The organism is Kaistella pullorum, from assembly GCF_014837035.1.
Classification (GTDB): domain Bacteria; phylum Bacteroidota; class Bacteroidia; order Flavobacteriales; family Weeksellaceae; genus Kaistella; species Kaistella rhinocerotis.
Window position 1 is genome coordinate 357,549 of sequence record NZ_JACSPS010000001.1, and the last position, 12,569, is coordinate 370,117.

Annotated in this window: 12 protein-coding genes; 7 read left to right on the forward strand and 5 right to left on the reverse strand. The window is 42.7% G+C overall.

What is annotated here, in order from left to right:
• Positions 1-60: 60 nt before the first annotated feature.
• From H9628_RS01675 to trpS, 7 genes are all read left to right on the forward strand, one after another.
• Positions 61-1,512, forward strand: a complete 1,452-nt coding sequence (locus H9628_RS01675; protein WP_251832378.1) for a sensor histidine kinase — start codon at positions 61-63, stop codon at positions 1,510-1,512.
• An 85-nt stretch (positions 1,513-1,597) separates the two neighbouring features.
• On the forward strand, positions 1,598-5,083 hold the full coding sequence (ileS, locus tag H9628_RS01680; protein WP_251832379.1) for an isoleucine--tRNA ligase: 3,486 nt from the start codon (positions 1,598-1,600) through the stop codon (positions 5,081-5,083).
• Between the two features lie 97 nt (positions 5,084-5,180).
• Positions 5,181-5,561: a TraR/DksA family transcriptional regulator gene (locus H9628_RS01685; RefSeq protein WP_251832380.1), complete on the forward strand. Its 381-nt coding sequence runs from the start codon at positions 5,181-5,183 to the stop codon at positions 5,559-5,561.
• A gap of 97 nt (positions 5,562-5,658) precedes the next feature.
• The gene (locus H9628_RS01690; RefSeq protein ID WP_251832381.1) at positions 5,659-5,898 is read left to right on the forward strand and encodes a DUF6576 domain-containing protein; all 240 of its coding nucleotides are present in this window, start codon (positions 5,659-5,661) and stop codon (positions 5,896-5,898) included.
• 8 nt (positions 5,899-5,906) lie between these two features.
• Positions 5,907-6,092: a DUF2683 family protein gene (locus H9628_RS01695; RefSeq protein WP_251832382.1), complete on the forward strand. Its 186-nt coding sequence runs from the start codon at positions 5,907-5,909 to the stop codon at positions 6,090-6,092.
• A complete protein-coding gene (locus H9628_RS01700; RefSeq protein WP_251832383.1) occupies positions 6,092-6,733 on the forward strand; it encodes a lipoprotein signal peptidase in 642 nt (213 codons plus the stop codon). The genes H9628_RS01695 and H9628_RS01700 overlap by 1 nt, the downstream gene beginning before the upstream one ends.
• 61 nt (positions 6,734-6,794) lie before the next feature.
• The gene (trpS, locus tag H9628_RS01705; protein ID WP_251832384.1) at positions 6,795-7,763 is read left to right on the forward strand and encodes a tryptophan--tRNA ligase; all 969 of its coding nucleotides are present in this window, start codon (positions 6,795-6,797) and stop codon (positions 7,761-7,763) included.
• A gap of 118 nt (positions 7,764-7,881) precedes the next feature.
• Here the strand turns inward: trpS and H9628_RS01710 are convergent, their stop codons facing one another.
• The 5 genes from H9628_RS01710 to H9628_RS01730 all read right to left on the reverse strand — a co-directional run bounded on the left by H9628_RS01710 (position 7,882) and on the right by H9628_RS01730 (position 12,532).
• Positions 7,882-8,577: a YjjG family noncanonical pyrimidine nucleotidase gene (locus tag H9628_RS01710; RefSeq protein ID WP_251832385.1), complete on the reverse strand. Its 696-nt coding sequence runs from the start codon at positions 8,575-8,577 to the stop codon at positions 7,882-7,884.
• A gap of 207 nt (positions 8,578-8,784) precedes the next feature.
• Positions 8,785-9,375, reverse strand: a complete 591-nt coding sequence (locus tag H9628_RS01715) for a sigma-70 family RNA polymerase sigma factor (protein WP_251832386.1) — start codon at positions 9,373-9,375, stop codon at positions 8,785-8,787.
• A gap of 175 nt (positions 9,376-9,550) precedes the next feature.
• Entirely contained in the window at positions 9,551-10,039 is a 489-nt protein-coding gene (locus H9628_RS01720; RefSeq protein ID WP_251832387.1) for a hypothetical protein, read from the reverse strand.
• A gap of 79 nt (positions 10,040-10,118) precedes the next feature.
• Positions 10,119-11,399, reverse strand: a complete 1,281-nt coding sequence (metK, locus tag H9628_RS01725; RefSeq protein ID WP_251832388.1) for a methionine adenosyltransferase — start codon at positions 11,397-11,399, stop codon at positions 10,119-10,121.
• A 188-nt stretch (positions 11,400-11,587) separates the two neighbouring features.
• Positions 11,588-12,532 (reverse strand): hydrogen peroxide-inducible genes activator, encoded by a 945-nt coding sequence (locus H9628_RS01730; RefSeq protein ID WP_251832389.1) that lies wholly within the window; start codon positions 12,530-12,532, stop codon positions 11,588-11,590.
• Positions 12,533-12,569 lie beyond the last annotated feature (37 nt).

Genomic DNA, 12,569 nt, shown 5'->3' on the forward strand with positions numbered 1-12,569 from the left:
TTAATAAGTTAAAAAATCTTAAAATGCAATTTTTCGTAGATTTGAAAAAACCGCGAAAAAATGTCACAGTCGTTCTTTTCGCTTATCGAAAGAGATGCGCACACCCACGTTCTGCAAATGGTTCTGGGTGCGCTATTCATGCTTTCGGCGTACCATCTGTTCATGTTTTTCCGAAACAGGGACCGCAGCTATCTGCTTTACAGCTCGTATAGTTTCTTTTCATTTTTAGCATATCTCCCGGTTGCTGAGCAAGGTTTTCTGGTCACATTCTGTGAAATAACCGGCCTTGATTACAACACGAAGACTTTCTTCACCATAATTTTCAACTGCATCTATTTTTTCTTTTTCGCCGAATTTTTAGATATAAAGCCTACAAATAAAAGATGGTATAAGATCATTGTGTTTCCTGTGGCAACGTTTGCGTTGCTGGCCGTTGTGGCATTTGTGCTTGATAAAATGACCGGTCAGGATATTCTCAATTTATACAACCAAGTTTTCATCGTGCTTATCACACTGCAGACCGCGCTGTCTTTCTACATCCTGATGAAACTTCAGAACAAGCTGAAATATTACATCATTTTTGGAGGTCTCATTTTATTTGTCAGTTCTATCTTAGGCGAAAACCGCGTGCGCAATCATCCCTGGATCAATATCTCGCGCGAAACAGGAAACATCATTTATTTTGTTGGCTTGCTTGTAGAAAACCTCGCCTTTTCCCTCGCTTTAGGTCATAAACAAAAAGTGATATTTGATGAAAAAGTGGCCTATCACAAAGAGGCCGTAGAAGCACTTCAGAAGAATGAAATACTGAAAGACGAAGTGAGTCGAGAAAATGAAATCCGCCTAACTGTGGAAAACGAAAAGTTTAAGTACTTGCAGCAGATCTCGGACCTCAAACTTACGGTGCTGCAAAACCAGATGAACCCACATTTCATTTTTAATGCGCTGAATTCCATTAAATTCTGCATTTTGGAAAATGACAACGAAAAGGCCGTGAATTATCTCACTAAATTCTCAAAAATCATCCGTACGATACTGGCTGCGTCCAGGATGAAAGAATTTACTCTTGCGGAAGAACTCCATACGCTGCAGCTGTATGTAGATATCGAAAATTTGCGCTTTACGGATATCGATTTTCAAATATACGTGGCGCCGCAGATTGAACCCGACGCGATAAAACTCCCACCAATGGTTTTGCAGCCGTTTATTGAGAACGCAATTCTTCACGGTCTTTCGCATGCGGAAGAGAAACGCATTACGCTTGACATCTTTGAACAATCGGATACCCTTAAGATCCATATTTCGGATACCGGAATTGGCCGTGAAGCAGCGATGAGACTTAAAACTACGGTGGACAGCCGACAGAAATCAATGGGCGTGAACATTGCCCGCGGCATGCTGAAAAGCTACTTTGAGCCGCGCGATTTCAGCATCGAATACACAGACCTCTTCACTTTCGGGAAACCTGCGGGTACGCGGGTGGAAATCACGCTGCCTAATGCTGACTTTTAGAGCGCGGAGACCCAAAAATTTAAACAAAAAGCCTATCTTCGCAAACTTAAATAAATTAGGAACATTCTAATTGAACTGACTGACAATGAAGAAGTTTAACGAATATAAAAATCTCGACCTTACTGCTGTTGCGCAAAACATTTCCGATTTCTGGAATGAGCAGCAAACATTTAAAAAATCCGTGGAAATCCGCCAGGGAAAACCTGAATATGTTTTCTATGAAGGTCCGCCGTCCGCAAACGGAATGCCGGGAATTCACCACGTGATGGCGAGAGCGCTGAAAGATATTTTCTGCCGCTACCAAACGCAAAACGGGAAACAGGTTTTCCGTAAAGCCGGCTGGGACACGCATGGTTTGCCGATTGAGCTTGGTGTTGAGAAGGAGTTGGGCATCACTAAGGAAGATATTGGAACTAAAATTTCCGTTGAAGAATATAACCAAGCCTGCCGGAATGCGGTGATGCGTTACACCGGTGTTTGGAATGATCTGACCGAAAAAATCGGGTATTGGGTAGATCTTGAAGATCCGTACATTACCTACGAACCAAAATACATGGAAACCGTTTGGTGGCTTCTGAAGCAGCTTTACGACAAAAAACTGCTGTATAAAGGTTACACCATCCAACCATATTCTCCTGCCGCAGGAACAGGCTTGAGTTCGCACGAGCTAAACCAACCCGGAACATACCGTGATGTAAGCGACACGACCGTTGTTGCGCAGTTCAAAGTGAAAAAACTTTCGGAGAAAGCGACTCAGAAAATAAATAAAAATCAAGCTGAAATATCAATTGACACCGATGAAATCGCAGGTGCAAGTTGTGGCGGCGCGCTTCATTGGGAAGAATTCGATAAAGAAAACCAATTACCAATCCATATTCTTGCATGGACGACAACTCCGTGGACTCTACCTTCGAACACCGCGTTGGCCGTAGGAAAAGACATTGAATACGTTTTAGTGAAAACCTTCAACCAGTACACTTTCGAGCCGATCAATATCATTTTGGCTAAAGTGCTTTTGCAGAAAAATTTCGGTAAAAAGTATGCGGAAGGAACTGACGAAGATTTCGCCAATTATACAGCTGAAAGCAAAACCATTCCTTTTAAAATCATTTCCGAATTAACGGGTGAAGATTTAGCCGGTTCAGATTACGAACAGTTGATTCCATGGTTTTTACCCGCAGAAAATCCCGAAAACGCCTTCAAAGTAATTATCGGAGATTTTGTGACGACCGAAGACGGAACCGGTATCGTACATATCGCGCCTACTTTTGGTGCGGATGATGCCCGTGTTGCGAAAGAAAGCGGAATTTCTCCAATGTTGATCAAAGACGAAAACGGGAATCTTGTGCCTTTGGTTGATCTTCAGGGAAAATTTGTTTCAGGTGGAAATACGCCTGATCTTTTTGCCGGAAAATATATTAAAAACGAATATTACGAGAACGGAACTGCACCTGAAAAATCTTGGGATGTAGAACTCGCGATCCTTTTAAAGACCGAAAACAAAGCCTTTAAGGTTGAAAAATACGTTCACAGCTACCCGCATTGCTGGAGAACCGACAAACCTGTTCTCTACTATCCGCTGGATTCCTGGTTTGTGAAAATGACAGCCGTGAAAAACCGTTTGGTAGAACTTAACGAAACCATCAACTGGAAACCGAAATCCACCGGTGAAGGACGTTTTGCGAATTGGCTTGAAAACGTAAACGACTGGAATCTTTCCCGTTCAAGATATTGGGGAATTCCGCTTCCGATCTGGCGTAGCGAGGATTTGAAAGAAGAAATCATCATCGGATCAGTTGAAGAACTGATGAATGAAATCCAGAAATCCATCGCAGCAGGTTTCATGACGAAAAATCCTTTTGAAGGTTTCGAAAGAGGAAATATGTCAGCGGAAAACTATGCTAAAATCGATCTTCACAAAAATATTGTAGATGAAATCGTTTTGGTTTCAGATTCAGGAAAACCAATGAAACGTGAGTCGGACCTTATCGATGTTTGGTTTGATTCCGGCTCAATGCCTTATGCACAGCTGCATTATCCGTTTGAAAACAAAGAACTTATTGACGAAAGAAAAGCTTTCCCAGCGGATTTTATCGCGGAAGGTGTTGACCAGACACGCGGTTGGTTCTATACACTTCATGCAATTGGAACGGCAGTTTTCGATTCTGTAGCGTATAAAAATGTAATGTCGAACGGTTTGGTACTCGACAAAAACGGCCAGAAAATGTCGAAACGTCTTGGAAATGCGGTTGATCCTTTTGAAACATTGCAAAAATACGGTCCTGACGCGACAAGATGGTATATGATTGCCAACGCGAACCCTTGGGAAAACCTGAAGTTTGATGTGGAAGGAATCGATGAAGTGCGACGTAAATTCTTCGGCACACTTTACAACACTTATTCGTTCTTCGCGCTTTATGCGAATGTTGACGGATTTACCTATTCTGAAAAAGAAGTTCAAAACCGTCCTGAAATTGACCGTTGGATTCTTTCTGAACTGAATCTTTTGGTAAAAGAAGTGACCGAATTCTACAATGATTACGAACCGACGAAAATTGCGAGAGCGATCAACAATTTCGTTAATGACAACTTAAGCAACTGGTATGTAAGACTTTGCAGACGCCGTTTCTGGAAAGGAGATTACTCTGAAGACAAAATTTCAGCGTACCAAACGTTATATACCTGTCTTGAAACAGTAGCGAAAATTTCAGCACCGATTGCACCATTCTTCATGGACCAGCTTTTCCAGGATTTGAATAAAATCAGCGGTAAAGATGCTGCAGAATCTGTGCATTTAACTGATTTCCCGAAAGCGGACGAAAGTCTGATCGATCAGGATTTGGTGGAGAAAACACATTTAGCACAGCAGATTACTTCGATGGTTTTCTCTTTAAGAAAAAAAGAAAACATTAAAGTTCGCCAGCCACTTCAGAAAGTGATGATTCCGGTTTTGGATGCGAAAACGGAAGCGCAGATTTTGGCGGTATCAGGACTGATCAAACAGGAAGTCAACGTTAAGGAATTGGTATTAATCAATGCTGATGAGGCTTCGCATCTTATTGTGAAACAAATTAAACCGAATTTCAAGACCTTAGGTTCCCGGCTTGGAAAAGACATGAAAACCGTTGGTACCGCAATTTCAGGACTAAATGCCGAACAGATTTCCCAACTTGAGAAGGACGGCAAAATGATGATCGAAGGTTACGAAATCACTACCGCAGATGTGGAAATTTTGACCAAAGACATCCCTGGCTGGACGGTTGCCAGCGAAGGAAAAATCACAGTGGCGCTCGATCTTACGCTAACGGACGAGCTGAAAGCGGAAGGTGTAGCGCGCGAGTTTGTGAACCGTGTACAGAATATCCGTAAGGATAATAATTTTGAGCTGACCGACCGAATCACGGTTCAGATTGAGCACAATTCCGGGTTTGATGAGCAGTTACTGCAGAATAAGGCGTATATTTCCGAAGAAGTATTGTCAGATAAAATAGAAATTGTAAATTCACTCGCAAATTTCGCCGAGATTGAGATTGATGACGTGAGATTCAAGATAAATGTGGAAAAAGTTTAATTCATTCAATTAATTAAAAAAAGATTCAGAAGGCACCTCAAGAGAACGGATAAGAAGCAGGACAAAAGGCGGGAAATTCTGAACGAAAATTATAGCTATGGCAGAAGAAAGACAGCGGTACAGTGATGCCGATTTACAGGAATTCAAGGAGCTGATTCAGCAAAAAATAGAAAAAGCAGAACGCGATCTGATGTTGATACGCGAAAGTTTCATCAATGACCAAAACAACGGTACCGATGACACATCGCCAACTTTCAAAGCATTCGAAGAAGGTGCTGAAACCCTCAGCAAAGAGCAGAACGCCATCTTGGCCGGCCGCCAGGAGAAATTCGTGCGCGACCTGAAGAACGCGCTTGTACGTATCGAGAATAAAACTTACGGAATTTGCCGTGTGACCGGGAAACTTATCGGTAAAGACCGTCTGAGAGCCGTTCCACACGCAACGCTGAGCATCGAGGCAAAGAATCTGCAACGCTAAACCAAACTTTTCGCAATCACTCATTTAGGTTTATAATATGCTCCCGCGGCACATTGTAAACCTATTTGAATTTTAAAAAATTAATTTCAGAAGCAGTTTGGAAGCGTTACTCATTATTGCAGCCATCGGAGTTATCTTTTATTTTTTCCGGCACAGACTTCGGCGGGATGTCTTTGGGAAAACCGAAAAATACCAGTCGCAGGATGATATCTTCAATGCAGAGAGACGCGAACGCGAACGCGAGATCGACAGTCTGCTTGCTAAAATAGGCAAAAACGGCACCGATGATCTTTCTGCAAAAGACCGCCAGCGGCTTGATGAACTTTCAAAAAAATAATTAAAAAAATGGAATCACTCATAGTACATCCCAAAAACCAAATGGAGCTGAATGCACTGAAAAGTGTAATGAAGGAAATGGGAATCAGGTATGAAAAATTTCACACCCGCAATACGAAAACGGTGAAACCTGAAGTCAAGACTCAGGCAAAACCGCCGAGAACATTCAAAGACAAGCCAAAGACGGACCTGTAATGAAGAAGATAGCGCTCATCACTCTTGCCATCTTATTGGTAGACCAAATCTCTAAATTTTACATTAAAACCACATTTCATCTGGGTGAAAGCGTAGATGTACTGCCGGGTTTCAAACTCACCTTCGTGGAAAATCCGGGTATGGCTTATGGGCTTCATTTCGGCGGACTGCTGGGCAAATACGCTTTGGTCATCCTTCGTATCTTCCTCATTGGCGGAATGATTTACCTTTTCCGAAAATGGCTGAAAGAAGGCATCCACAGCAATTACCTGTTCGTCCCGATGGCTATGATCTTTGCAGGCGCAATCGGCAACCTGATCGACGGTATGTTCTACGGCCTCATCTTCGACAGCGGTACTGTTTTCGATGAAAGTGTAGGCCGCTGGATCGATTATGGCGGCATCTCAAATGTGGTGCCTTTTGGCGAAGGATATTCACATTTCATGAAAGGCTGCGTGGTAGATATGCTGCACTTCCCGCTGGTAGACTGGTGGGTACCGGAAAGCTGGCCAATCATCGGCGGTAAACATATTGAATTCTTTAAGTATATCTTTAATGTCGCTGATTCAGCAATCACCGTAGGAGGCTTGCTACTGCTTATTTTCCGTAAGAAAGCTTTCCCGGAAGGGATGGATTTTTAGATCCTACGAAGAGGTAATCTTCTTTAAATAATCATGTTTTTCAAACCAAACATTTCGATAAATGTCACGAATCCTCACCGGTATACAGGCAACGGGTACACCGCACCTTGGAAATCTTCTGGGCGCCATAATCCCCGCCATAGAACTATCAAAAAAATCGGATAACGAATCTTTTCTGTTCATCGCGAACCTGCATTCATTAACGCAGATAAAAAATGCGGCAGAACTTAAACAAAATACGTACGAAATTGCGGCTGCGTGGCTCGCATGTGGCCTCGATACTGAAAAAACCTTTTTTTACAGGCAAAGCGACATCCCTGAAGTCTGTGAACTTTCGTGGTATCTTTCATGCTTTTTTCCGTACCAAAGACTTACGCTGGCGCATTCTTTCAAAGATAAAGCTGACCGTCTGGAAGACGTAAATGCCGGCCTTTTCACCTATCCGGTGCTGATGGCTGCAGACATCCTGCTTTATGATGCAGAGGTAGTTCCGGTCGGTAAAGACCAACTGCAGCATCTGGAGATGGCCAGAGACATGGGCTCACGCTTCAATCATCAGATGGGTGAGGTGTTTGTGCTGCCGAATGCTGAGCTGCAGGAAGACACCAAATATGTACCCGGTACGGACGGGAACAAAATGTCTAAGTCACGCGGCAACATCATCAACATCTTCCTTCCGGAGAAACAGCTTAAAAAACAGGTGATGAGCATCGAGACAGATTCTAAATCGCTTGAGGAGCCTAAAGATCCCGAAACCGACAAAGTTTTCGCGATATACAAACTCATCGCTTCGCCGGAAGAGACCAGCGCGCTGGAAGCAAAGTATCTTGCCGGCAATTTTGGCTACGGCCACGCAAAGACGGAGCTTTTAAATCTAATTTTAACACGGTTCCAAAAAGAGCGTGAACTCTTCAGTTATTATATGAACAACCTCCACGAACTGGAGAACAAACTGCAGGAAGGGGCCGAAAAAACCAGAAAGATTGCAGCGGAAACGCTGGCGCGTGTAAGAGAAAGCCTTGGCGTTTGAAATATTCATGCTGAAAAGCATTAAAAAACATACGGACGCTTCAGTGAAAACGTCCGTATGTTTTGTTTAAAAGACCTGTATGTTTTTGTCCAAACGTCCTGATGAACTTTCGGCAGGGTCAGAATATATCTTTGAGTTCTGCTAATTTCTTAATGACAGTGACACCTTCCGCTTCATAATTGTCATTAAAGACATCAAAGAAAACCACTTTCAGTCCAAAGGCTTTTCCGCCCTCCACATCGGCAATCCAGTCGTCACCGATCATAGCAGATTCCTCAATCTTTGCACCGGCTTTATTCAACGCATACGCGTAAATCTCCGGATTCGGCTTGCGGACATTGATCTCATCGGCACTGGTGATGGTTTTGAAGTAATTCTTTATGCCTGAAAGTTCACATTTGCGGTACGTCACCTCTTCAAAACCATTTGAAAGGATGTGCAGCGTGTAGCCTTTGTCTGAAAGATATTCCAGCAAGCTGAACGCACCCTCCACAAGGTCGTTATAATTCAGTATTTCATCTAAAAAATTTTTTTCAAAGGTTTGCGCCAAGGTGAAATCATCGATGCCGAAAAACAGGAAAGAATCGTGAAAGCGGTGTTTACGCAGATGTTCTTTGTCTATTTCGCCATCCCGGATCTGCGCCCACAGACGTTCGTTAATGGTAAAGTATTCTTTGTGAAACTCCTCGAAGTGGATGTTATACTTGTCCCGAACCTTTTCGCGTTCAAAAATTTCCTTAAGTGTGAGGTACGCGTTATGGCGGTGATCCCAAAGTGTATTGTCGAGGTCAAAAAAAATGTGCTGCATCTTCATACAGCACAAAATTAGGTAAATTAAACCTTAGTTCTTCACCACGACCTGGTTTTTGGTTTTAGTTTTCAGCACATGTATGCTTTTGGAAAACCTCAGGAGAAAATCAACGGTGTGTTTTTTTGGTTTCAATAGCTTTTCGTTTAAAGTGTCATTTTTTTTCATAGGCTAAATGGTTTCACTAAAAACGGAAGAAACTGCCAAATAGTATCAGCGCGTCAAAATTATCTTGTGCTCATCCATTATTTTGCGTAGGTTGATAAGGGCATAACGCACGCGGCCGAGCGTGGTATTGATGCTGCTGTCTGTATGATCAGCAATCTCCTTGAAACTGAGCCCATCGAAGAAACGCAGACGGATTACTTCCTGCTGGTTCTCGGGAAGATATATGAGCATCTTCATCAGATCATCTTTGATCTGCTTGCTGATAAGCTGTTCCTCAATGTTTTCCTCACTTCCTGCGATAAGGTCAAAAATAGAGAATTCATCATTTTCATAAGATGTCTCAGAAACTTTCACGTGTTTGCTCTTCAGCCTGTAATGATCGATAATGAGATTGTGGGCGATGCGTTTAGCCCAAAGGATGAACTTGCCTTCTTCATTATATCGCCCTTCTTTTAGGGTGACAATTATTTTCATAAAAGTATCCTGGAAGATGTCGTTAGCCAACTCTTCATCCATCAGCTTATAGAAAATAAAGGAAAAAAGGTCTTTCTGGTGTCGCTCGATCAGTATGGCGAGGGACTTTTCGTTACCGCTGCGATAGTCTGAGATCAACCTGCTATCAGTATGTGTTTTCATAACTTGCTTCAATTTAGGAACCGAATTGCTGCCAACTGAACGAGTTGGTTTCCGTATTCCGGTTTTTTCAGAAGTAGAGTTATTTAATCGATAGCGTGTGTTTGAATTAGGTGTGTAAAAGTAATAAAAAAGTTAATACTCTGTTAATTTTTTTGAATCTTTTAAAGAAAATTAATTATCGGCTCAAATCCTGCAACATGACAAGCGGAAGATTCACCGTAAAATTAAAATTGAAACCTTTCAGTTCCTTCCCGTTGATGCCCTTTTTATCGATCGGGAACGCATATCCGCCGGTAACATCAATCAGGCCGAAAAGTGTTGCACCTATTTTCGGAGCTGCATATTTGGTCGTGACTTCTGCGCCTGCCAAAAAATAGTAGGAATGATAAAAATCTACATTACGCTGAAAATTAAGTAAAATATCTCCCTGCACTTTGGGCATGATGGCGAACTCCCCGTTTGCAGAACCCATCAATGCAGAGGCACCGAGGCGGTACACTACATCATCGTTCTCCAGAAAAAGAAGTCGCCCTCCTACTTCACCGAAACTTTGGTTCTGGTAAACATAGCCGGCATGCAGCAGCCTATGCACGGCCATCTGCCCACGAAGAAGGGGCGAACAACACATCATCAGGAAAAGCGGGAGTAAGAAATATCTAGCCATTTTTATATTTGGTGTAAATGGTAAAGGTAAAAAAAACTGCTTTGCACAGGCAAAGCAGTTCGGTTTTTTTTATTTTGTATTAAAGTTCAAAAGCTTTCTTGATCTCTTCTACTTTATCCAGTTTTTCCCAGGTGAAAAATTCAAGATTATCAATCGTCTTTTCATTGTCCTTGCCTTTGTTAAATGTTTTACTGGCAACATAATGCGACCTTCCCATGTGTCCGTAAGATGCTGTTTCAAGGTAAATCGGATTTCGCAGTTTCAGGTTCTGCTCGATAGCGTAAGGTCTAAGGTCAAAGATGCCTTTAAGTTTCTCAGCTATTTCACCGTCTGTAAAATCAACTTTTGAAGTACCATAAGTCGTTACGAACAGTCCGCAAGGTTCAGCTACACCTATCGCATAAGAAACCTGAACCAAAACCTCATCTGCCACCCTGGCAGCTACAAGATTTTTAGCGATATGACGCACCGCGTAAGCAGCGCTTCTGTCAACTTTCGATGGATCTTTCCCCGAAAATGCACCTCCACCGTGCGCGCCTTTTCCACCGTATGTATCCACGATGATTTTACGGCCGGTAAGTCCTGTATCACCGTGCGGGCCACCGATAACGAATTTTCCGGTTGGGTTGATATGGTATTTTATCTGATCATTGAAGAGCTCCTGTACCTCACGCTTTTGCGCAGCTTTCACTTTCGGGATCAGGATTTCAATGATGTCTTTTTCAATCTTAGCCAGCATCGCTTCTTCACTGCCGAACTCGTCGTGCTGCGTAGAAACCACGATAGAATCTATGCGGATAGGTTTGTGATCATCAGAATATTCTATCGTAACCTGGGATTTTGCATCTGGTCTGAGATAAGAAATAGCGTTACTTTCGCGTCTCAAAGCCGAAAGTTCGCGCAAGATGGTGTGTGCTAAATCCAGCGCCAGTGGCATGTAGTTTTCGGTTTCATTCGTGGCATACCCAAACATCATTCCTTGGTCACCAGCACCCTGAGCGTTGGCCTTTGTTTCAAAATCTGCATGATCTGACACACGGTCTACACCCTGATTGATATCCGGAGACTGCTCATGTATCGCAGAAATCACACCGCAGGAATCACCATTGAACATATACTCGCTTTTGGTGTAGCCAATACTGTTGATCACTTTCCGGGCAATATCCTGAACATCAAGATAGGCAGAAGATTTCACCTCGCCTGCCAAAATTACCTGGCCGGTGGTAACCATCGTTTCACAAGCTACCTTCGCAGAGGGGTCATAGGCTAGGAAATGATCAATCAGTGCATCTGAAATCTGGTCGGCCACTTTATCCGGGTGGCCTTCTGATACAGACTCGGACGTAAATAAATAGGACATATTTCTTTTGATTTTTTAATTAAAATATTAAAGAAAAAAGGGAGTGATTACAAAAGAAACTAAAATAGAAATTCTGTTTTAGCATTTTTTAGTGAGGTTGCAATCAGTCAAATTTTTCCTCTCGAATTATCGGAGGCAAATTTACTATAAATAATGCAGATTACAAATTAAACCATGCCGCTGCAACATTACTGCGGCTGCACACTTTCAAAGTCTTCGGGGCTGCGGTTGTAGTTGAGTTTTTCCTGAAGCGAATTGCGGATCGAATTCGCCATCTGATCCAGAATCTTTTGTTTATAAGTAGGTTTGTAATAGATCAAACTCACCTCCCGGAACGGGAAAGGCTTGCGAAAACGCGCCACTTTTTCCTTCTGTTCCGTTGAAAGTTGCGGCACGGCAAGTTCCGGCAATACGGTGAGACCACCAACGCGGTCAACCATTTGGATAAGAGTGCTGATATTAGAAGCCAGGAATTCCAGATTTTGCGGTTTTAAAGAGTTTTCCTTCAGCATACAGATGTTCTCGAACTGCGTCCGAAGGCAATTTCCCTCCTCCAAAAGCCACACCTTACTGTTGTTCACTTCTTCAGGCAGCACGAAGGTGTCTTTGCTATGACTTTCAGATGAATAAACCATCAGTTCCTCATTAAAAAGGAAATCCTGAAAGAATTCGTTTGCCGCATCGTATGGTGTGGAAATAATGCCCGCATCCAATTCACCGGATTTCAGCAGTTTGATGATATTGTCCGTAGTCATTTCCTTCACATCGAGCTCTATCTTTGGGTTTTCTTTGAGAAAATCAAAAATCTCAGCCGGCAGTATGTAGCTTGATATCGTAGGTATAATGCCCAGGTTCAGTTTTCCGGCAAGAACATTATTCAGCAAGCTGGCCTTATTCCGAAGTTCGTTCACGGCATCGATGACGCGCTTGGCATCTTCGATGATGTGTGTTCCAACGTCGGTAGTACGGATGGGATGCGTTGTACGGTCAAAAACTTTCACATCCAACTCGTCTTCGAATTTCTGAATCATCGCACTGAGCGTAGGCTGCGTAATAAAACAGGACTGCGCAGCACGCCCAAAATGTTTAAACTTATCCACGGCGATAAGATATTCCAACTGCTGAATATTCATAAAAGTAAATTTTTCTGCTGCAAATGTAAGCTGTTTT

What these genes read in the sequence shown, in the direction of transcription:
- H9628_RS01715 (WP_251832386.1), bottom strand. Translation starts at nt 9,375, where the DNA reads ATGAAAACACATACTGATAGCAGGTTGATCTCAGACTATCGCAGCGGT.
- trpS (WP_251832384.1), top strand. Translation starts at nt 6,795, where the DNA reads ATGTCACGAATCCTCACCGGTATACAGGCAACGGGTACACCGCACCTT.
- metK (WP_251832388.1), bottom strand. Translation starts at nt 11,399, where the DNA reads ATGTCCTATTTATTTACGTCCGAGTCTGTATCAGAAGGCCACCCGGAT.
- H9628_RS01675 (WP_251832378.1), top strand. Translation starts at nt 61, where the DNA reads ATGTCACAGTCGTTCTTTTCGCTTATCGAAAGAGATGCGCACACCCAC.
- H9628_RS01685 (WP_251832380.1), top strand. Translation starts at nt 5,181, where the DNA reads ATGGCAGAAGAAAGACAGCGGTACAGTGATGCCGATTTACAGGAATTC.
- H9628_RS01730 (WP_251832389.1), bottom strand. Translation starts at nt 12,532, where the DNA reads ATGAATATTCAGCAGTTGGAATATCTTATCGCCGTGGATAAGTTTAAA.
- ileS (WP_251832379.1), top strand. Translation starts at nt 1,598, where the DNA reads ATGAAGAAGTTTAACGAATATAAAAATCTCGACCTTACTGCTGTTGCG.
- H9628_RS01700 (WP_251832383.1), top strand. Translation starts at nt 6,092, where the DNA reads ATGAAGAAGATAGCGCTCATCACTCTTGCCATCTTATTGGTAGACCAA.
- H9628_RS01720 (WP_251832387.1), bottom strand. Translation starts at nt 10,039, where the DNA reads ATGGCTAGATATTTCTTACTCCCGCTTTTCCTGATGATGTGTTGTTCG.
- H9628_RS01710 (WP_251832385.1), bottom strand. Translation starts at nt 8,577, where the DNA reads ATGAAGATGCAGCACATTTTTTTTGACCTCGACAATACACTTTGGGAT.
- H9628_RS01695 (WP_251832382.1), top strand. Translation starts at nt 5,907, where the DNA reads ATGGAATCACTCATAGTACATCCCAAAAACCAAATGGAGCTGAATGCA.